The following is a 19,265-nucleotide window of genomic DNA, read 5'->3' on the forward strand; positions in this document are numbered from 1 at the left end:
CTCCGTAGGAAATAAGGTGATGGCCGCGTGGGAAATGATGGCGGCGAAAGGGGAGAGAGTTTACTGGCAAACGGGCTACATGTGGTCAGCAACACCACAACCCGCGTAGTAGCTGGCGAAGCCTGCGTTCGGCTGCGCAGCAGTCGTAAATCCAGCCTGCACGGTTTATGTGATACACCGCGTGTGCTGATTTTACGACTGCTGCGCAGCCGGACGCAGGCTTCGCCAAGCTGCTACAGGGATTGGGTCTATTTGGGGTAAAGCGGCGGAAGGCCGCTGTCGCCCACCGGGTCCTGAACCCGTTCGGCAATCGGGATCGCCTTGATCGCTCGCCACAGTTCCTCGCCTTGCCAATGCTGGCCGGTTTCGCTGTAGAGCGCGCCGTTCAGGCCGTCGAGGGCGTCGGACAGTGGGACGAAGCGGGCGGCCATGTCGGCCAGGGTTTCCGGTTGCTGCCTTGCCCAGGCGTCGAGGGCCTGGCGGGTGGCGTGGGAATCATTGGCCTGGCAGGCACGCTTGAGGTCGTCGAGCACGGTGCGCGGGCTCGGGCCGGTCTGCGTCGCCCGCAAGATCGCCGGTTGCCAGCGAGCGCGCCACCAGAGGCCGAAGCCCAGCAGGGTGGTGCATGCCAGGATCAGCGTGCTGAGCTTCCACCACCAGAGGGCTTCGTTGATCGCGGCGGCGGTGGCTTGGGGCGCGCTGGCCGGGGTGTCGATCATCAGGCTTGGATTGGTTGCCACGGGCAGGGTTCGGGCCGGCAGGCTGCTGTGTTCCAGATGATCCTCGAAGGTGTTCCACCACACCACGTCCACCGCCGGCAATTCGATGTCGCCGCTACGCGTCGGCACCAGCGCTTCCCTGTCCTCGCGACTGCCAATTAAACCGCGCTCGGTGTTCTGGTTGCCCAGCACCGGTTGATCCGGGTAGCGCCGCAGGCCATTGACGTCGGTGGCCGGCAACGGCGGCAATTGCGAACTGGCCAGGCCTTCGGCTCTCAAGGTCAGGCTGCGGGTCAGTGAATCACCGACCTGGACGTGATCCGGTTCCGGGTTCCAGCTTTCGCTCAGGCTCAGGCTGCGGGCTGGCAGCCATGGGAGGTCGGCGGGATAGCTGGCGGGTTTAGCCTTGACCGTCAGCAGGAGTTCTGAGGAGCTGACGCGCATCAATTTGCCCGATTTCGGCGCTTGGGTGGCGTTGTCCTGAGCGGGCTGCGCCTCGACCAGCGCGGCATTGAATATCTGCGCCGGAATGGTCAACACGCCGCTGTGTTGCGGATAAATCGCATAACGCATTTCGATCACGCCATGGCGCAAGCCATTGATGGCTTTCTCGTAGGTACGCGACTCGCCCAACTGTTCGATGCGTGCATCGGGGATCTGCAAGGGCGGCAGGCTGCTGTCGTCGTACAGCGAGACCGAATGGTAGATGCGCAAGGTCAGGACAGCCTGGGCCTGCACATACACGCTGTTTTGGTCGAGGCTGGCATCGATGAACACCGGCGCGAGTTTGCTCGCGGTGTCCTGGGTTTCGCTCTCGATCACTTGCACGGTGATGGGCTGGCTCTGCACATCGCCCAATTGCAGCGACGGAATCTCCACGCTGCCATTCTGCTTCGGCAGCAGGGTGATGATCCAGCGAGTGGTGGCACGGCTGTCGCCGTTGAGGGTGGTCAACTGGTTGACCTGGCGCGTGCCGCGTACTTCGAACAGCGGCTCCAGTGGCGTCAGGTCAGGTTTGCCAAACTGCGTCACGTCGTTGGATTCCAGCGTCAGTTCGACCGTTTCGCCGGAGTTCAGGCGACTGCGATCGACACTGGCGAGCAGCCCCGTAGCCTGGGCCTGAACAGTCCAGAGCAGCAGCGCGAGCAAGAAGGCGGTGAAGCGGTTCATCGAGTTTTTCCCTGATCCTGATGTTGTTGCTGTTCGTACCAGAATTTGCGTCTGAGCAATTCACCCGGATCATCCGGGATCTTGCGCAACCATTGCTCCAGCGCCTGACGCTGTTCGCCGTCGATGCTGCTGCTGGCCGGGCGCAAGGGTGGCGTGGTGTGCTGCTCGTCCCCCAGTTCGCTGCCGGGGACTTCGTTGGCACCCGGTTTCGGCGGTGCAGTGGACTGTTGCTCGGCGTCCGGTGTGGTTTGCTCGGCGTCGGTTTTCGGTTCGCCCGGTTGGGAGGCTGCACCGGGTAGTGGTTCCTGCGCGGTGGCCTGGTTTTCCTCACCGGTGTTTTTGTCCGGTTCAACGGGCGGCGGCGTGTTTTTCTGCTTGATCAGGTTTTCCACCAGCGCTTTGTTGGTCAAGGCCGGGCGCAAATCCGGCTGAAGTTCCAGGGCCTGATCGTAAGCATCCAGCGCGGCGTCCAGTTCACCGCTTTTGGCCAAGGCGTTGCCACGATTGTAGTGGGCGTGGGCGTCATTGCTTTCGGCGAACCGCTGGGCGGCGCCACTGTAGTCGCCGGCTTCATAGAGCGCCACGCCTTGCCATTGGTGATCGTCGAAATGCTCGGCGGCCTCGGCCGGGCGTTTTTGCTTGAGCAAGTGCAGGCCCTGCTGATCGGGCCGCAACCACAGGTCTTCGAAGTCGAAGGCGTAGCTTGGTTGTGGCAGCAGGAACAGCAGCGGCAGGCAGAACAACCAGCCGCGCCGGCCAGCGCAGGCCGCCAGCAGTAATAGCGGCAGCAACAGCCAGTAACCCTGGTCGGCCCAGGTGTCGAGGCGCAGGATCTGGCCGTCGTGGCGCACGTTGCGCGGGCCATCGAGCAGGCCGAGGGCACGCAAGTCGGCATCGCCCAGGCGCGCATGGCGATAGCGTCCGTCCAGGCCATTGACGAAGGCTTTCAGGCTGGGCTCGTCCAGGTGCGGCACCAGAATCGCGCCTTGTTCGTCCTTGAGGAAACTGCCGTCCTCGCGCGTAATGGGCGCACCTTCGGCGGTGCCGATACCGAGCATCAAAAACTGCGTCGCCTTGCCGTCCAGCGCCCGGCGAATGCCTTGGCGTTCCTCTTCGGTCAGGGTCGAGCCAATCAGCAGAATCCGACCATCGCCGAGGGCGCCTTGCTCCAATAGCGCGAGGGCCTTGGTCACGGCCAGATCGGCGCGATGACCGGCCTGCGGCATCAGCGACGGCTTCAGCGCATCCAGCAGGTTGCCGCTGGTGGACAGGTCATCGGACAGCGGCACCAGCGTGTGCGCGCTGCCGGCGTAGACCACGATGGCAGTCTGGGCGTCGCTGCGATTTTGCAGCAGGTCGAACAGCTTGCGTCGGGCCTGTTCCAGGCGGTTCGGCGCCACGTCGGTGGCGAGCATTTCCGGGGTCAGCTCCAGGATCACCACCAGCGGATCGGCAGGTTTCTGGCTGGTTTGCTCGACACGCTCCCAACTCGGCCCCAGCAACGCCAGAAGGGTCAGTACCCAGGCGACGCCCAGGGCGACCCACGGCAATTTGCTGTCGCGACCGCTGCCGCCACTGAGCAATGCGGCGTGGAAGGCCGGCGGCAGAATCATCTGCCAGCGCCCGGCGCGTTTTTGCCGATGCCAGAGTTGCCAGAGCAACCAGCCGAGCACCGGCAACAGCAGCAGCCACCAGGGGCGGAACCAGTAAGGCCAGAGCGCACTCATCGGCGCCTCCGCAGACGCAGGCGTTTGAGCCGTTGGCGCCAGTCAGGCAGTGGCGATTGCAGATACAGCTCCTTGGTGAACAGGCGTTGCAACGGGTTGTCCGGCCAGCGTTCACGGACCACCAACAGCATGCTCAACAGCAACGCCATCGCCAAAGGCCAGTGATACAACGCTTGCGCCGGGCGAGCCTGCGTCGGTTGCTGGGTTACCGGTTCCAGTTGGTCGAGGGTGGCCTTGATCGTCTGTAGTTCTTTGCCGTCGTGGGCGCGGAAGTACTGGCCGCCGGTGGCTTGGGCGATGGCCTTCAAAGAGTCCTCATCGAGGTCCAGGCTCGGATTGACACCGAGGAATCCCAGGGTGCCGCTTTGCTCCGGATCGGCGCCGATACCGATCGGGTAGATTTTCACCCCTTCAGTGGCTGCCAGTCGCGCCGCCGTGAGCGGGTCGATTTCGCCACCGTTGTTGGCGCCGTCGGTGACCAGAATCAGTACGCGGCTCTGTGCCGGACGCATGCGCAGGCGCTTTAGCGCCAGGCCAATGGCATCGCCGATGGCGGTGTTCTTGCCGGCGATGCCGATCCGCGCTTCGTCGAGCCACACGCGCACGGTGCGCCGATCAAACGTCAACGGCGCTTGCAGATAGGCCTGGCTGCCGAACAGGATCAGGCCGACCCGATCGCCTTCGCGGCTTTCGAGAAAATCGCCGAGCAAATGCTGGACCAGCGAAAGCCGGCTGACGTCTTCGTCCTGCCACTGCATGTCGGGGAAATCCATGGAGCCGGAGACGTCGACCGCCACTAGCAGATCGCGGCCACTGGCAGCAATCGGCAGCGGTTCGCCGAGCCATTGCGGGCGTGCCGCAGCCATCAGCAACAACAACCACAGCAGAATGAACGGCGCTTGTTGGCGCCAGGCCGGCAGGTTGGCGCGGGCACGGCGGCGGGCCAGGCCTTCGAGGTCGCTGAGGAAGCTGACTTTAAGCGCCGGCTCGCCACTGTCGGCGACCGGCAGCACGATACGCAGCAGCCACGGCAGCGGCAGCAGGGCGAAGATCCACGGCCAGGCGAGCTCAAACATGTTTGCGAATCCAGGTGTCGACGGCTTGGGTCAGGCCGGCGATGGCCTTGTCGTCGAGTTTGCATTCGGGTTTGTAGGCGCCTTCGACCAGCACCATCCAGCGCGTCAGGCCGGCGGCCGGGCAGCGGTTATCGAGGAACGCCAGCCATTTGCGCCCGTTGAGGGTGTGGCTCTGGCTGTAGGGATAATGGTTGCGGCACAGGCGCTTGAGCAAACCGTTGAGTTGCTGCAACCAGGCACCGGCCGGCGCGCCGTCGTAGGGTTTGGGCATCAACGCCAGTTCGGCCAGCGCGGCGACGCGCACCGGGTCCAAGGGTTGTTCGGCGCGTACGATGGGGCGTTTGCTCGGCAGGAAACGGCGTAAATGCCACAGGCCGAAACCGATCAGCGGCAGCAATAACAGCAACAGCCACCAGCCCGGTGCCGGCGGCCAAAACTCGATGGGCGGCGGGGAAATCAACGGCTGCAGTTGATCGAGGCTGCTCATCGAGCTTTCCCCGGTTTCTGTGGGTTCAGGTACTCGCGCAGTTGCTCGACCATTTCACTCTGGGTGCTCAAGGGCATCAGCAAAACGCGCAGCTTTTGCGCGAGCAATTCCCAGTGGGCGATCCGGGCTTCGGCCTGGGCGCGGTAGGTCTGGCGCAGGTCGTAATTCAGCGTGTCGAGTTCCAGTTGCGCACCGCGTTCGGCAAATCGCAGCAGGCCAGCGGCGGGCAGGGCGTGATCGAGCGGATCGGAGACCGGCAACAGCAACAGATCGCAATGTCGCGACAACAGGCTCAGCTGTTGTTCGGCGCCTTCGGTCAGCGCGCGTTCGTCGCAGATGATGATCACCAGACTGCCGGGACGCAGCACTTCACGGGCGCGGCGCAGGGCAATGTTGAAGGCATCGCGATCCGTTTCGCTTTCGGTGTGCAGCGACTGATTGACCCGCACCAGTCGGTTGAGCAGTTGCAACAGGCTCTGTTTGCTGCGTCGGGGTTTGATTTCGTAGTGCTCATTATCGCCGAACACCAGCCCGCCAACCCGGTCGTTATGGCCCAGGGCGGCCCAGCCGATCAGGCTCGCGGCCTGGGCGGCGAGCACCGATTTGAACATCAGCCCCGAGCCGAAAAACAGCCGACGGCTTTGCTCGACCATGATAAAAATCGGTCGCTCGCGTTCTTCGTGGAACAGCTTGGTGTGAGGCTCCTGGGTGCGGGCGGTGACGCGCCAGTCGATACTTCGCACGTCATCGCCAGCCTGATAGACCCGCACCTGATCGAAGTCGACGCCACGGCCACGCAGCTTGGAGTGGTGCAGGCCGATCAGCGGGCTGCGCTGGCTCGGCGTGGAGAACAGCTGCACTTCACGCACGCGATGGCGCATCTCGATCAGCTCGGCGAGGCTGACACGGATGCCCGGTTCCGGTGGCAGTATGGCGTTCATCGGGGTCAAGCGACGGCTACGACGTCGAGAATCCGCTGGACCACCCGGTCCTGGTCAATCCCGGCGGCTTCGGCTTCAAAGGAAAGAATGATGCGGTGACGCAGGACGTCGAACAGCACGGCTTGAATATCTTCCGGGCTGACGAAGTCGCGACCGGCGAGCCAGGCGTGGGCGCGGGCGCAGCGGTCGAGGGCAATCGAACCACGCGGGCTGGCGCCGTAGGCGATCCACTCGGCCATCTCCGGGTCGAACTTGGCCGGAGTGCGCGTGGCCATGACCAGTTGCACGAGGTATTCCTCCACGGCGTCGGCCATATACAGACCGAGGATTTCCTTGCGCGCAGCGAAAATAGCCTGCTGGCTGACGCGGCGCTCGGGCTTGGTTTCGCCGTTCAAGGCTTCGCCACGGGCCTGTTGCAGGATGCGGCGCTCGACAGCGGCGTCCGGGAACCCGATTTTTACGTGCATCAGGAAGCGGTCGAGCTGCGCTTCGGGCAGCGGGTAAGTGCCTTCCTGCTCGATCGGGTTTTGCGTGGCCATCACCAGGAACAACGGCGACAGCTCATAGGTGCTGCGTCCGACACTGACCTGACGCTCGCCCATGGCTTCAAGCAGCGCCGACTGCACCTTGGCCGGGGCGCGGTTGATTTCGTCCGCCAGCACCAGGTTGTGGAAGATCGGACCTTGCTGGAACACGAAACTGCCGGTTTCCGGGCGATAGATCTCGGTGCCGGTGATGTCGGCCGGCAGCAGGTCAGGGGTGAACTGGATACGGTGGAACTGGGCTTCGATGCCTTCGGCGAGTTCTTTGATGGCCTTGGTCTTGGCCAGGCCGGGAGCGCCCTCGACCAACATGTGGCCGTCGGCAAGCAGGGCGATGAGCAAGCGCTCGATGAGTTTTTCCTGGCCGAGAATCTGCGTTGAAAGAAAGGTTCGCAGCGCTAGCAGCGCTTCACGATGTTCCATCGATGACTGTTCCTGGAAAGGGTGACCGAAGACGTTCGAATAACGCCAGGGCTGGGGGCGTTACTTTAATCTATCGCGGGGGGCGGCGACTAACGGCATTTTGTGCAAAGTGCGGGAATCGATTGGCGAAACAGCCTTAAATTTGCAGGGAGGCAGGTGGGTGGTGTTCTTGCGGGCGCCATCGCGGGCAAGCCCGCTCCCACAGTATCGGAGCCGGGCTTGCAATCTGAGCAACGCAGCAGAACCCTGTGGGAGCGGGCTTGCCCGCGAAGAGGCCGGCCCAGACACCATCAAAGCTCGCTGATATAGGTCCCGGTCCCCTTGAGAATGTTCTGCAACGTCTCTTCCACCTCGGCCAGATCGCTTTCATCGGTGCTGTGAATGATTTCCAGCGAATCATCCCCATTCAGTGCATCAGCATCGGCAGCCGCGATTTCGATCAGCAAGCGGGTAGGGCTGAGGGTGACTTTCACTCCGTCCAGCGTCGAAGGCTCGCCGTCTAGGGTGATTTCCAGTTCGTCTTCGTCGGGATAGCGAGTCATCAGGAACATATCGCCCTGGTCGCTGTGGCAGGCGAGCATTGCCATGTTGTCTTCTTCGTCGTCGCACGGGTTGACGATCAAGAGGGAGGTGGTCATTTGCATGGGGAATTCCTGGCTCGGCGAGCGTTGTGAAGACGAACAAAGGCCAATTCTGCCAGTCCTCGGGAATTTCTGCTTGGCTGAGTGTCAGAGGATGTGTCGTGAACACTGGGAGTGTTACTGGTCACTTCTGGTACGAATGTGCCGTAAATCCGGGCATAAAACGCCCGATTTCCTGTACGGCTGCTAGTGTTGTTCGAGGCATTGGCCGAGAGCTGCGTACCGATGACCGAATATGTCGCAGCACCGCAAGCACGGGCCTTGCCGCACTGGTTAAGCTGCGCATCGAATGGATACCTGTAAAGACATTGTGCAATTGATCGCAGAGTCGTTTTTGCAGATGCCCATTCATGGAAGGTGAATGTGACCTGAGTGTCTCGTCCAGCTTCACCCACCTGTCACCCTGTTTCCTCTGCCCGAGAATCAGGAACTGGGTGACGGAACGCCCCGAAAGGGGTTTTGCACGCGACGCTTCCATCAATAACAAGCCCAAGCGGAGTACCACAGATGGCGTTCTTCACCGCAGCCAGCAAAGCCGACTTCCAGCACCAACTGCAAGCGGCACTGGCGCAGCACATCAGTGAACAGGCACTGCCACAAGTGGCGCTGTTCGCTGAACAATTTTTCGGCATCATTTCCCTGGACGAGCTGACCCAGCGTCGGTTGTCCGACCTCGCCGGCTGCACCCTTTCTGCGTGGCGCCTGCTTGAGCGCTTCGATCACGCGCAACCGCAAGTGCGCGTCTACAACCCCGATTACGAACGTCACGGCTGGCAGTCGACCCACACCGCGGTCGAAGTATTGCACCACGACCTGCCGTTCCTGGTGGACTCGGTGCGTACCGAGCTGAACCGTCGCGGCTACAGCATTCATACCCTGCAAACCACTGTGCTGAGCGTGCGTCGCGGCAGCAAGGGCGAGCTGCTGGAAATCCTGCCGAAAGGCACCCAGGGCGACGACGTTCTGCAAGAATCGTTGATGTACCTGGAAATCGACCGTTGCGCCAATTCGGCCGAATTGAACGTGCTGAGCAAAGAGCTGGAGCAGGTTCTCGGTGAAGTCCGCGTCGCGGTTGCCGATTTCGAGCCGATGAAAGCCAAGGTCCAGGAACTCCTGACCGGCCTGGACAACAGCCAGTTCAAGGTTGATCCAGAAGAAAAAGCCGAAATCAAAAGCTTCCTGGAATGGCTGGTGGGCAACCACTTCACCTTCCTCGGCTATGAAGAATTCGTGGTCCGCGATGAAGCTGACGGCGGTCACATCGTCTATGACCAGAACTCGTTCCTCGGCCTGACCAAATTGCTGCGTACCGGCCTGACTTACGATGACCTGCGCATCGAAGACTACGCCGTGAACTACCTGCGCGAACCGACCCTGTTGTCGTTCGCCAAGGCGGCGCACCCAAGCCGTGTACACCGTCCGGCTTACCCGGACTACGTGTCGATCCGTGAAATCGATGCCGACGGCAACGTCATCAAGGAATGCCGTTTCATGGGCCTGTACACCTCCTCGGTGTATGGCGAGAGCGTGCGGGTCATCCCGTACATCCGTCGCAAGGTCGAGGAAATCGAACGCCGTTCCGGCTTCCAGGCCAAGGCTCACCTGGGCAAGGAATTGGCGCAGGTGGTCGAAGTGCTGCCGCGCGATGACCTGTTCCAGACCCCGGTCGACGAACTGTTCAGCACCGTGATGTCGATCGTGCAGATCCAGGAACGCAACAAGATTCGCGTGTTCCTGCGCAAAGACCCGTACGGCCGTTTCTGCTATTGCCTGGCCTACGTGCCGCGCGACATCTACTCCACCGAAGTGCGCCAGAAGATCCAGCAAGTGCTGATGGATCGCCTGAAAGCCTCGGACTGCGAGTTCTGGACCTTCTTCTCCGAGTCCGTGCTGGCCCGCGTGCAACTGATTCTGCGCGTCGATCCGAAGAACCGACTCGATATCGACCCGGTTCTGCTGGAAAAAGAAGTGGTGCAAGCCTGCCGCAGTTGGCAGGACGATTACGCGAGCCTGGTGGTTGAAAGCTTCGGCGAAGCCCACGGCACCAACGTGCTGGCCGACTTCCCGAAAGGCTTCCCGGCCGGGTACCGCGAGCGTTTCGCAGCCCATTCGGCTGTGGTCGACATGCAGCACCTGCTGAGCCTGAACGAAAAAAATCCACTGGTGATGAGCTTCTATCAGCCATTGGGTCAGGTTTCCGGCCAGCGCGAACTGCACTGCAAGCTGTACCACGCCGATACGCCGCTGGCGTTGTCCGACGTGCTGCCGATCCTGGAAAACCTCGGCCTGCGCGTGCTGGGTGAGTTCCCGTATCGCCTGCGTCACAACAAAGGCCGCGAGTTCTGGATTCACGACTTTGCGTTCACCGCTGCCGAAGGCCTGGAACTCGACATCCAGCAGCTCAACGACACCTTGCAGGACGCGTTCGTCCACATCGTGCGCGGCGATGCCGAGAACGATGCGTTCAACCGTCTGGTGCTGACCGCCGGCCTGCCATGGCGCGACGTAGCGCTGCTGCGTGCTTACGCTCGCTACATGAAGCAGATCCGCCTGGGCTTCGACCTCGGTTACATCGCCAGCACCCTGAACAACCACACCGACATCGCTCGCGAGTTGACCCGGTTGTTCAAAACCCGTTTCTACCTGGCGCGCAAGCTAAGCAGCGACGACCTTGAGCAGCGTCTGGAACACGCGATTCTGAACGCTCTGGACGACGTCCAGGTGCTCAACGAAGACCGTATCTTGCGTCGCTACCTCGACCTGATCAAAGCGACCCTGCGGACCAACTTCTACCAGACCGACGCCAACGGTCAGAACAAGTCCTACTTCAGCTTCAAGTTCAACCCGCACCAGATTCCAGAGCTGCCGAAGCCCGTACCGAAGTTCGAAATCTTCGTTTACTCGCCGCGCGTCGAAGGCGTGCACCTGCGCTTCGGCAACGTCGCTCGTGGCGGTCTGCGCTGGTCCGACCGTGAAGAAGACTACCGCACCGAAGTCCTGGGCCTGGTTAAAGCCCAGCAAGTGAAGAACTCGGTCATCGTACCGGTCGGCGCCAAGGGCGGTTTCCTGCCACGTCGCTTGCCACTGGGCGGCAGCCGTGACGAGATCGCGGCTGAGGGCATCGCCTGCTACCGCATCTTCATCTCCGGCCTGTTGGACATCACCGACAACCTGAAAGACGGTGCGCTGGTTCCACCGACCAACGTCGTGCGTCATGACGACGATGACCCGTACCTGGTCGTTGCAGCGGATAAAGGCACTGCGACCTTCTCCGACATCGCCAACGGTATCGCCATCGACTACGGCTTCTGGCTCGGCGACGCATTCGCCTCCGGTGGCTCGGCCGGTTACGACCACAAGAAAATGGGCATTACCGCCAAGGGCGCGTGGGTCGGCGTACAACGTCACTTCCGCGAACGCGGCATCAATGTCCAGGAAGACAGCATCACTGTAGTGGGCGTCGGCGACATGGCCGGTGACGTGTTCGGTAACGGTTTGTTGATGTCCGACAAACTGCAACTGGTCGCCGCGTTCAACCACCTGCACATCTTCATCGACCCGAACCCGGAGCCGGCCAACAGCTTCGCCGAGCGTCAGCGACTGTTCGACCTGCCGCGTTCGGCCTGGTCGGATTACGACACCAGCATCATGTCCGAAGGTGGCGGGATCTTCTCCCGTAGCGCGAAAAGCATCGCGATTTCCCCGCAGATGCAAGCGCGCTTCGACATCACGGCCGACAAGCTGACCCCGACCGAACTGCTCAATGCCTTGCTCAAGGCCCCGGTAGACCTGTTGTGGAACGGCGGTATCGGTACGTACGTCAAGGCCAGCACCGAAAGCCACGCCGATGTCGGCGACAAGGCCAACGATGCACTGCGCGTCAACGGTAACGAACTGCGCTGCAAAGTCGTGGGCGAGGGCGGTAACCTCGGCATGACCCAATTGGGTCGTGTCGAATTCGGTCTCAATGGCGGCGGTTCCAACACCGACTTCATCGACAACGCCGGTGGCGTGGACTGCTCCGACCACGAAGTGAACATCAAGATCCTGCTGAACGAAGTGGTTCAGGCCGGTGACATGACCGACAAGCAACGCAATCAGTTGCTGGCGAGCATGACCGACGAAGTCGGTGGTCTGGTGCTGGGCAACAACTACAAGCAGACTCAGGCATTGTCCCTGGCCGCTCGTCGTGCCTTGCCGCGGATTGCCGAATACAAGCGTCTGATGAACGATCTGGAAGGCCGCGGCAAGCTGGATCGCGCCATCGAGTTCCTGCCGTCGGAAGAAGCGATCAACGAGCGAATCGCGGAAGGCCATGGCCTGACCCGTGCCGAGCTGTCGGTGCTGATCTCCTACAGCAAGATCGACCTCAAGGAAGCGCTGCTCAACTCCCTGGTGCCGGACGACGACTACCTGACCCGCGACATGGAAACCGCTTTCCCACCGAGCCTGGTGAGCAAGTTCTCCGACGCCATGCGCCGTCACCGTCTGAAGCGCGAGATCGTCAGCACCCAGATCGCCAACGACCTGGTCAACCACATGGGCATCACCTTCGTTCAACGACTCAAAGAGTCGACCGGCATGAGCCCGGCGAACGTGGCAGGCGCCTACGTGATCGTGCGTGACATCTTCCATCTCCCGCATTGGTTCCGTCAGATTGAAACCTTGGATTACCAGGTGTCCGCTGACGTGCAACTGGAGCTGATGGACGAGCTGATGCGCTTGGGTCGTCGCGCGACACGCTGGTTCCTGCGTGCCCGCCGCAACGAGCAGAACGCTGCCCGTGACGTCGCACACTTCGGTCCGCACCTGAAGGAGTTGGGCCTCAAGCTCGACGAACTGCTCAGTGGCGAGATCCGCGAGAACTGGCAGTCGCGCTATCAGGCGTACGTCGCCGCCGGTGTGCCAGAGTTGCTCGCGCGCATGGTGGCTGGCACGACGCACCTGTACACCCTGCTGCCGATCATCGAGGCTGCCGACGTGACCGGCCAGGACCCTGCGGATGTGGCCAAGGCCTACTTCGCCGTGGGCAGCGCGCTGGACATCACCTGGTACCTGCAACAGATCAGCGCTCTGCCGGTTGAAAACAACTGGCAAGCCTTGGCTCGTGAAGCGTTCCGTGATGACGTCGACTGGCAGCAACGTGCGATCACCATCTCCGTCCTGCAACAGGGCGACGGCACTCAGGACGTGGAAACACGCCTGGCGCTGTGGATGGCGCAGCACGACGGCATGATCGAACGCTGGCGCGCGATGCTGGTGGAAATCCGTGCCGCCAGCGGTACGGACTACGCCATGTATGCAGTGGCCAACCGTGAACTGCTGGACCTGGCGTTGAGCGGGCAAGCGATAGTGCCTGTCACGCCGACAGTCAGCGCCGAGCTGGAACCGGCTGCCTGATCAACTGTTGAATGAAAAAGCCCCGCATTGAGAGATGCGGGGTTTTTTTTGCCTGGCGGTTTTGTGGTGTTTGGTCGGATGTCTTCGCGGACAAGCCTCGCTCCTGCAGGTTTTGTGTCGTGTGCATGTTTTATGACCAACACAACCTCTGTAGGAGCGAGGCTTGCCCGCGAAGGGGTCATTACAATCAATACAACTCCCGCCCAGTATTACTATCTATCATCGACACTTTATCTGTCGGCCTAGTCAATAAATTACTGAGCGACTGGTCAAACTTCTGCAGCGCCCTGACTTGCACATTCTGTTGTTCGTTAATATCCGCGACGATCTCTTCAGTGCGCTTATAGTCGGCCCATACAGGACTCAGCGCCTTCGTATCACGCCCTTGTGCGGTGCCGATGTAGTTCAAGTTCGAATCATAAAAGCCCGCACTGACATCAGCCTTAATGTCCGAACTGCGTGATGTCATCAATTGACTGCGGCTGTCGACGATTGCCACCACGTCCGGTTTTGCCGCCCGAAGGCTTTGCATGTCCGGATACACCGTCACCGAGCCAAATTGGCGTTGCAACGAAGCCTTGACCCAGTCCACTGCCAAATCGGGTTTGGAGGTGGCTACGTAGGCATCGTGGATCGATTGCACCAGCAGGCTCTGGCCGAAACCGGTGCCGGCGTTGGCCTGGTAATCCTGAAGGTAGGCGCGGTTGGTCTGGGTGTTGCGGCTGTAGACGATGCCCAGTGAAACAGTGCTGCCGTTGGAGACGCTCGTGGCACTGCTGCGTCCCACCGGTTGGGTAAAGATACCGTCCAGCGAAGAGACCGCTGAAGGTGCCGTAGGAACCGAACAGCCGGTTAAAAGAGCAGCCAACGTTAACGTACTGACAAGCGCAAGTTTCATGGTGTTTCTCCCGTGAAACAACATTAAGTTTGAAGTTTGGGTGGCCGCCAGTGTGACGGCAGTTACTCCAGACTAAACCGGGAACGGCTTAATGAAACAGCCAATGTCCGCCCTTATCAGGTGACCAATAGTTTTGTTTGGTTTAAACAACTTTGGCTAATTGCCCTGAGACATAAAAAGGCCCGAATCGATGATTCGAGCCTGATTATTTATAGCTGGCGTAACAGCCATCAGTTTTCCAAGGGGATCAACACTTTTTCATCCGGCGACAACACCATGAACACCAGCAACTTGGCCGGTTGGGTAGCGCTGGCGTTTTTCGACACCAGATGCTCCGATCCCGCAGGCTCGTACCAGTATTCACCCGTCTTGTAGGTGATCGCCTTTTCACCCTTCACTTGAGAAATGATCGATCCCGAAAGGACGTAGGCCATGGCCGTGCCTTCGTGCTTGTGCGCGATGGACGACTGGCCGGGTTTGTAATCGACTTCGATCATCAGCGCTTTTTTACCGGGCGCGTTTTTCAGCATCTGGTCCTGCAACACCGTGACTTTTTCCGAAGGGGCACCGGTTTCATGGGCAAATGCCGAGGCGGAAACGGTCAAGGCCAGGGCGGCGAGCGGGGCTGCAAACAAACGGACTGGGTTCATGGTTCATCACCTGCGTGGATTAGTCGTCAGGGACCACGATAGTTCGCGCCGGTGGCTGGGCAAACCTCCAATTTTCGAGAAGCCGAGGTGACCAATCAGGTGCTTTGAATGCAGAAGATCGCAGCCTCCGACGCCTTCTACAGGGGTACCCATTGCCCTGTAGGAGTAGCCGAAGACTGCGACCTAATCTTAAACGATAGGAAAGCTGTTGAAGTCGACGCTGTTGGCCAGCCGACTGTCGATCAGGCCAATGAAGCCTTGGACTTCAGGGCAATTGAAATGCATCTGCATGGCCGCTTCCGATTGCCAGCGGGCGCTGACTGTCCAGCGGTTGCCGTCCTCGGGGCAGCGGTCGACCATATAGGAATCGCAGCCCGGTAGTTCGCGCAGGGTTTCGACAATCTTTTGCAGTTGCTTACCCAGCTCATCCGAGCGGCCGGCGGCGGCCTGCACCTTTACGGTATTGATCACTTCGTTGGACATTGCTCACACTCCTGAATCAGGCTGGACGAATCCTGCTCATTGAGGGATTACGCCTATGCAGGATAGGCCTGCACCTGTGGACCGCCAATAGCCAATCAGAGGATAAAAAAGCAGACCAATCCTCACGCCACCTGCTGCAAAATGTCCCGCAGGCGATCCAGGGCAATGTCGATGTCGAGGGTTTCGATGGCGCCAAAACCGAGGAAAAGCCCGTCCCTTGGCGCTTGCTGGTAGAAAAAACTGTCGATGGAATAGACCCCGACTTCGACCTTTTTCGCCAGTTCGATCACCAATGGAATATCGATAGGCATTTTGCACATAACCACCATGTGGAATCCGGCCGTGGTGGGCACGGCTTCAAGCCACGGTGAAAGATCGCCCGCCATACGTGCCAGAATTCGCTCCCGGCGCCCGGCATAGATCGTGTGGCAGCGCCGGATGTGCTTGAGCAGGCAGCCTTCGGCGATGAACTTGGCCAGCGCCCATTGGGGCAGGGTAGAGGTGTGCAGGTCGGTGAGCTGCTTGGCGCGGATCACCGCTTCGAGAATCGCCGGCGGCAGGATCGCATAGCCGAGTCGCAGTTCCGGCAGCAGGGTTTTCGAGAAGGTCCCGACGTAGGCGACGATCCCGCGTTCGTCCATGCTTTGCAGCGAATCGGTGGGCCGGCCTTCGTAGCGGAATTCGCTGTCGTAATCATCCTCGATGATGATCGCGCCCAGTTCATGGGCCCTGGCGAGCAGCGCAACCCGACGTTCCTGGCTCATCGGCATGCCCAGCGGAAACTGGTGGGACGGGGTGACGTAAATCAGCCGCGTGCCATTGGGGATCTTGTCCACCTGAATGCCCTCGGCATCCACCGGCACCCCGATCACTGTGGCGCCGTGGCTGCCGAACAACAAGCGTGCCGGCGGGTAACCGGGGTCTTCCATGGCGACGAGGCTGCCCGGTCGGGTCAGCACCCGGGAGATCAGGTCCAGCGCCTGCTGGGCGCCGTTGCACACCACCACGTCTTCGTCCTGGCAATTGACCCCGCGTGAAAACGCGATATGCCGGGCGATCGCATTGCGCAATGCCGGCAGGCCCTCCGGCAAGCTGTAGAAGCCCTTGGAACCGGCGATCTGGCGCAACGCGTGCGAGGTGCAGCGCCGCCAGTCATCCTGGGGAAACTGGCCCTTGCTGGTGGCGCCGCCAATGAAGTCATACCGCAACGAGCCTTCCAGGGTCGGATGACGAAGGAACACCGGCAGGGTGCGCCATGACTCGATGACGTCAAAACTCGCCAGCTCGGAATGGCTCTGTTTGCAGGTGATTTTCGCCGCCCGGGCGTTAACGAAGGTGCCTTTGCCGATCACCCCGGTGAGGAAGTTCTCGTAGGTCAGTTGGGCATAGGTGTCGGAAATGGTCTTGCGCGAAATGCCTAGTTGTTCCGCCAGCAGACGACTGGGCGGCAATTGCGTCCCGGCTGCCAGTCGGCCGGATTCGATGGCACTGCGCAGTTGGTTGTACAACTGGCCTGCCAGGTCCTTGCGGCCGTTGATGACAACATGAAGTTCCATACCGGCGTGGCTCCTGGGGCAATTGGGCGCGTGTGCGTCGCGCCAGATTACCCGCATGAGTTGCTGCGCAATAGTTGCGTGGGCGAAAAACCGAGGATTGGTCTGCTGCCTGAATGGTGCAGCGGTTTTTCGCTGAATTGGATCTGTAACGCCCGTGCATCAGCGTCTACCTTGGACGTACACGTCCGATCAATCAGGTTGCCCCATGAACCCCCGTCTGGATTACTACAGCGCATCGCCCAAGGCGATGAAAGCCATGATTGCCATGGAGGCCTTGACCAGCAATCTCAGCATCGAGCCAGCGTTGCTGCACCTGATCAAGATCCGTGCCTCGCAGCTCAATGGCTGCGCTTTTTGCACCGACATGCACTCGGTGGATGCGAGGCGACTCGGCGAGACGGACCGTCGGTTGTATTCGATTGTGGTCTGGCGCGACAGCGGCTTCTTCAACCCTCGGGAACGCGCGGCGCTGGCGTGGACCGAAGCGGTCACCTTGCTCTCTGAAAACCATGTACCGGACGACGTCTACGCGCTGGCCCGGGAACAGTTCAACGAAGGCGAGATGGTCGACCTGACCATCGCCGTCACCACCATCAACAGCTGGAACCGCCTGGCGGTCAGTTTCCGCCAAACCCCGAGTGCGTGATCCCGCCACATTGCCTACGCGGCCCCTGTAGGAGCTGATTTGCCAGCGAAGGTCGTTAACGATGACGTGTTCCAACATAAAAGCCGCTGTGCGCTGGGGTACTTCGCTGGCAAGCCAGCTCCTACAAGGGGGTCATTTCGGGATGAGCAGTGGCGTTGTCCCGGTCGCCGGTGCGGGTCGCTGGGGTTTCACCGACGTACCGAAGGTATTGCCCATGCGCGTGCTGGTTGCGGCCGGGGTTGCCAGGCCGACTTGATTGGGTGGCCGTTTGTTCACCGGCACGTTCATCGCTTGTTGATTTTTCTGCGCAGCGGCCGCGCCTTTGGGGCTACTGCCCATCTGCTGGCTCAAGCAGTGGTAATCCGGCGCCATGTAACCCCCGACCGTGACGTCGACGCAACCCTGCGGTTCTGCGGCCTGGACCGCGGTCAGACCGCTCAACAGCAGCACGCCGGTTGCAACACTCCACCGATTGTTCATTGAAGGCCTCCTGGCCGGCCCGAACGGGCCGCGCTATGGCGTGAGTCTAGAGCAAAGCGGTTTAACGTCTCGTGATGGTTTTTTTGCACCACCCGTCACACCAGAGTCATAAACAGTCCTCAGGATGACGGTTTTCAGGGATACGTCAGCCGTGCAGCGAGGCAGAGCCAGGGACGCGCGCCAGATTTCATCGACTTTTGTTCACCAGGCTTGCCTGGCGTTGCTGTTTTGGTTGGTGTCATCGGCGGCGGTGGCCGACCCGGTCGATTTACGTGCACCGTTGGACCTGGACATCCCGGCCCAGGAGTTGGCTAGTGCACTTGAACGGTTCAGTCGTGGCACTGGCATGGCCGTGTTGGTGGATCGCCAGTTGACCCGCGGTCGTCGCTCGATCGCTGTGAAAGGGCGTCTGAGTGCTGCCGATGCCTTGAGTCAGATGCTCGACGGCAGTGGACTTATGGCGCGGTATGCCCGGGCGGATGCTTTCACGTTGCAAGTGGCGCAGGTCGCCGAGGTGCCATCGACGCAAGGTTTGGTCGCAAACGCTACGCCGCTGTCGGGCAGCAGTTACGCGACGGCGATTCAATCGGCAATCGAGCGCCGTCTGTGCCGCTCGCCGTCGATCCGTCCAGGCACTTTTCGGGCATTACTGCAACTGTGGATCGGCCGCGACGGGGTGGTGCAGCACAGTCGTCTGGTCAGTTCGACAGGTGATGCGCAGCGCGACTCGGCGCTGGTGGACAGTTTACGCAACCTCAATATCGAACGTCCGGCGCCCAGTTCGCTAGGCCAGCCGGTTACGCTGCTTTTGCTACCGGAATCGTCAGGAAAGCGCATGGAATGCACACAATGGGAAGGAGTTTCCGGGGGATGAAAGACACCGGACAAAGTTCGATGGTCAGTCTGTTCTTGACGTCCTACGACGATTTCAAGGCGCGCTTGCGCCGTCGTCTCGGTTCGGAGGATTTGGCAAACGACGTCCTGCACGAGACTTACCTGCGGGTCGACCGCATGGAAGCGCCACCGAACATTGCCCAGCCCACTGCGTACCTCTATCGCATGGCCCTGAACATCGCGGCGGATCGGCGTCAATCGGATGCCCGTCTGCTGACCGGCAGCGAAGTGGAAGAGCTGTTGCAAGTCTCCGACGAGGCGCTCGACCCGGCGCGGGTGGTGGGCGGGCAGAAGGAAATACAGAGGCTGCTCAAAGCGCTGTACGAACTCCCGGAGCGTCGGCGCAAGATCTTTGTCGCCGCCCGCCTGGAAGAGGCTCCGCATTTGGAAATTTCCCGGCGTTTTGGCATTTCGACACGGATGGTCGAGAAGGAAATCAAAGCCGCTCTGGCCCATTGTGCCGCGCGCCTTGAAAGAAAAGTCATTCAGCGGTTCGGTCCCGGCGCGGGAAAACCGTCTTGATAGAAGAGTC

At 60.8% G+C, this 19,265-nt stretch carries 16 protein-coding genes; 4 read left to right on the forward strand and 12 right to left on the reverse strand.

The window, feature by feature from the left end; genetic code table 11:
* Window positions 1–248 precede the first annotated feature (248 nt).
* From ACA057_RS15145 to ACA057_RS15175, 7 genes are all read right to left on the reverse strand, one after another.
* On the reverse strand, window positions 249–1,889 hold the full coding sequence (locus ACA057_RS15145) for a BatD family protein (protein WP_497349627.1): 1,641 nt from the start codon (window positions 1,887–1,889) through the stop codon (window positions 249–251).
* Window positions 1,886–3,616, reverse strand: a complete 1,731-nt coding sequence (locus ACA057_RS15150; protein WP_497349629.1) for a tetratricopeptide repeat protein — start codon at window positions 3,614–3,616, stop codon at window positions 1,886–1,888. Before ACA057_RS15150 ends, ACA057_RS15145 begins: the two co-directional genes overlap by 4 nt.
* A complete protein-coding gene (locus ACA057_RS15155; protein ID WP_497349631.1) occupies window positions 3,613–4,692 on the reverse strand; it encodes a vWA domain-containing protein in 1,080 nt (359 codons plus the stop codon). Before ACA057_RS15155 ends, ACA057_RS15150 begins: the two co-directional genes overlap by 4 nt.
* Window positions 4,685–5,179 carry a DUF4381 domain-containing protein gene (locus ACA057_RS15160; protein WP_497349633.1) on the reverse strand — a complete coding sequence of 165 codons (495 nt, stop codon included), beginning with the start codon at window positions 5,177–5,179 and terminating at the stop codon, window positions 4,685–4,687. Before ACA057_RS15160 ends, ACA057_RS15155 begins: the two co-directional genes overlap by 8 nt.
* On the reverse strand, window positions 5,176–6,120 hold the full coding sequence (locus ACA057_RS15165; RefSeq protein WP_059403501.1) for a DUF58 domain-containing protein: 945 nt from the start codon (window positions 6,118–6,120) through the stop codon (window positions 5,176–5,178). Before ACA057_RS15165 ends, ACA057_RS15160 begins: the two co-directional genes overlap by 4 nt.
* Window positions 6,121–6,125: 5 nt before the next feature.
* Entirely contained in the window at window positions 6,126–7,085 is a 960-nt protein-coding gene (locus tag ACA057_RS15170; protein WP_008150800.1) for an AAA family ATPase, read from the reverse strand.
* A 290-nt stretch (window positions 7,086–7,375) separates the two neighbouring features.
* The gene (locus tag ACA057_RS15175; RefSeq protein WP_497349635.1) at window positions 7,376–7,729 is read right to left on the reverse strand and encodes a hypothetical protein; all 354 of its coding nucleotides are present in this window, start codon (window positions 7,727–7,729) and stop codon (window positions 7,376–7,378) included.
* Between the two features lie 504 nt (window positions 7,730–8,233).
* Between ACA057_RS15175 and ACA057_RS15180 the strand changes: the two genes are divergently transcribed.
* Window positions 8,234–13,126 (forward strand): NAD-glutamate dehydrogenase, encoded by a 4,893-nt coding sequence (locus ACA057_RS15180; protein WP_497349636.1) that lies wholly within the window; start codon window positions 8,234–8,236, stop codon window positions 13,124–13,126.
* Window positions 13,127–13,313: 187 nt separating this feature from the next.
* On the opposite strand, the gene ACA057_RS15185 is transcribed toward ACA057_RS15180, so the two are convergent.
* The 4 genes from ACA057_RS15185 to pdxR all read right to left on the reverse strand — a co-directional run bounded on the left by ACA057_RS15185 (window position 13,314) and on the right by pdxR (window position 16,713).
* Entirely contained in the window at window positions 13,314–14,024 is a 711-nt protein-coding gene (locus ACA057_RS15185) for an ATPase (protein WP_497349638.1), read from the reverse strand.
* A gap of 230 nt (window positions 14,025–14,254) precedes the next feature.
* Entirely contained in the window at window positions 14,255–14,674 is a 420-nt protein-coding gene (locus ACA057_RS15190; RefSeq protein WP_497349640.1) for a cupin domain-containing protein, read from the reverse strand.
* A 189-nt stretch (window positions 14,675–14,863) separates the two neighbouring features.
* On the reverse strand, window positions 14,864–15,157 hold the full coding sequence (locus tag ACA057_RS15195) for a putative quinol monooxygenase (RefSeq protein WP_497349642.1): 294 nt from the start codon (window positions 15,155–15,157) through the stop codon (window positions 14,864–14,866).
* A 122-nt stretch (window positions 15,158–15,279) separates the two neighbouring features.
* Entirely contained in the window at window positions 15,280–16,713 is a 1,434-nt protein-coding gene (pdxR, locus tag ACA057_RS15200; protein WP_497349644.1) for a MocR-like pyridoxine biosynthesis transcription factor PdxR, read from the reverse strand.
* 205 nt (window positions 16,714–16,918) lie between these two features.
* On the opposite strand from pdxR, the gene ACA057_RS15205 reads away from it, so the two are divergent.
* Window positions 16,919–17,359, forward strand: a complete 441-nt coding sequence (locus ACA057_RS15205; protein WP_059403494.1) for a carboxymuconolactone decarboxylase family protein — start codon at window positions 16,919–16,921, stop codon at window positions 17,357–17,359.
* 132 nt (window positions 17,360–17,491) lie between these two features.
* Here the strand turns inward: ACA057_RS15205 and ACA057_RS15210 are convergent, their stop codons facing one another.
* A complete protein-coding gene (locus tag ACA057_RS15210) occupies window positions 17,492–17,839 on the reverse strand; it encodes a hypothetical protein (protein WP_497349646.1) in 348 nt (115 codons plus the stop codon).
* A gap of 151 nt (window positions 17,840–17,990) precedes the next feature.
* Here ACA057_RS15210 and ACA057_RS15215 point away from each other — a divergent pair, with 151 nt between their 5' ends.
* Together ACA057_RS15215 and ACA057_RS15220 are read left to right on the forward strand one after the other, a co-directional pair.
* Window positions 17,991–18,713 (forward strand): secretin and TonB N-terminal domain-containing protein, encoded by a 723-nt coding sequence (locus ACA057_RS15215; protein ID WP_497349648.1) that lies wholly within the window; start codon window positions 17,991–17,993, stop codon window positions 18,711–18,713.
* A complete protein-coding gene (locus ACA057_RS15220; protein ID WP_497349650.1) occupies window positions 18,710–19,255 on the forward strand; it encodes an RNA polymerase sigma factor in 546 nt (181 codons plus the stop codon). Before ACA057_RS15215 ends, ACA057_RS15220 begins: the two co-directional genes overlap by 4 nt.
* Window positions 19,256–19,265: the final 10 nt, after the last annotated feature.

This window comes from Pseudomonas sp. LBUM1661 (genome assembly GCF_059695925.1).

What these genes read in the sequence shown, in the direction of transcription:
- ACA057_RS15145 (WP_497349627.1), bottom strand. Translation starts at nt 1,889, where the DNA reads ATGAACCGCTTCACCGCCTTCTTGCTCGCGCTGCTGCTCTGGACTGTT.
- ACA057_RS15150 (WP_497349629.1), bottom strand. Translation starts at nt 3,616, where the DNA reads ATGAGTGCGCTCTGGCCTTACTGGTTCCGCCCCTGGTGGCTGCTGCTG.
- ACA057_RS15155 (WP_497349631.1), bottom strand. Translation starts at nt 4,692, where the DNA reads ATGTTTGAGCTCGCCTGGCCGTGGATCTTCGCCCTGCTGCCGCTGCCG.
- ACA057_RS15160 (WP_497349633.1), bottom strand. Translation starts at nt 5,179, where the DNA reads ATGAGCAGCCTCGATCAACTGCAGCCGTTGATTTCCCCGCCGCCCATC.
- ACA057_RS15165 (WP_059403501.1), bottom strand. Translation starts at nt 6,120, where the DNA reads ATGAACGCCATACTGCCACCGGAACCGGGCATCCGTGTCAGCCTCGCC.
- ACA057_RS15170 (WP_008150800.1), bottom strand. Translation starts at nt 7,085, where the DNA reads ATGGAACATCGTGAAGCGCTGCTAGCGCTGCGAACCTTTCTTTCAACG.
- ACA057_RS15175 (WP_497349635.1), bottom strand. Translation starts at nt 7,729, where the DNA reads ATGCAAATGACCACCTCCCTCTTGATCGTCAACCCGTGCGACGACGAA.
- ACA057_RS15180 (WP_497349636.1), top strand. Translation starts at nt 8,234, where the DNA reads ATGGCGTTCTTCACCGCAGCCAGCAAAGCCGACTTCCAGCACCAACTG.
- ACA057_RS15185 (WP_497349638.1), bottom strand. Translation starts at nt 14,024, where the DNA reads ATGAAACTTGCGCTTGTCAGTACGTTAACGTTGGCTGCTCTTTTAACC.
- ACA057_RS15190 (WP_497349640.1), bottom strand. Translation starts at nt 14,674, where the DNA reads ATGAACCCAGTCCGTTTGTTTGCAGCCCCGCTCGCCGCCCTGGCCTTG.
- ACA057_RS15195 (WP_497349642.1), bottom strand. Translation starts at nt 15,157, where the DNA reads ATGTCCAACGAAGTGATCAATACCGTAAAGGTGCAGGCCGCCGCCGGC.
- pdxR (WP_497349644.1), bottom strand. Translation starts at nt 16,713, where the DNA reads ATGGAACTTCATGTTGTCATCAACGGCCGCAAGGACCTGGCAGGCCAG.
- ACA057_RS15205 (WP_059403494.1), top strand. Translation starts at nt 16,919, where the DNA reads ATGAACCCCCGTCTGGATTACTACAGCGCATCGCCCAAGGCGATGAAA.
- ACA057_RS15210 (WP_497349646.1), bottom strand. Translation starts at nt 17,839, where the DNA reads ATGAACAATCGGTGGAGTGTTGCAACCGGCGTGCTGCTGTTGAGCGGT.
- ACA057_RS15220 (WP_497349650.1), top strand. Translation starts at nt 18,710, where the DNA reads ATGAAAGACACCGGACAAAGTTCGATGGTCAGTCTGTTCTTGACGTCC.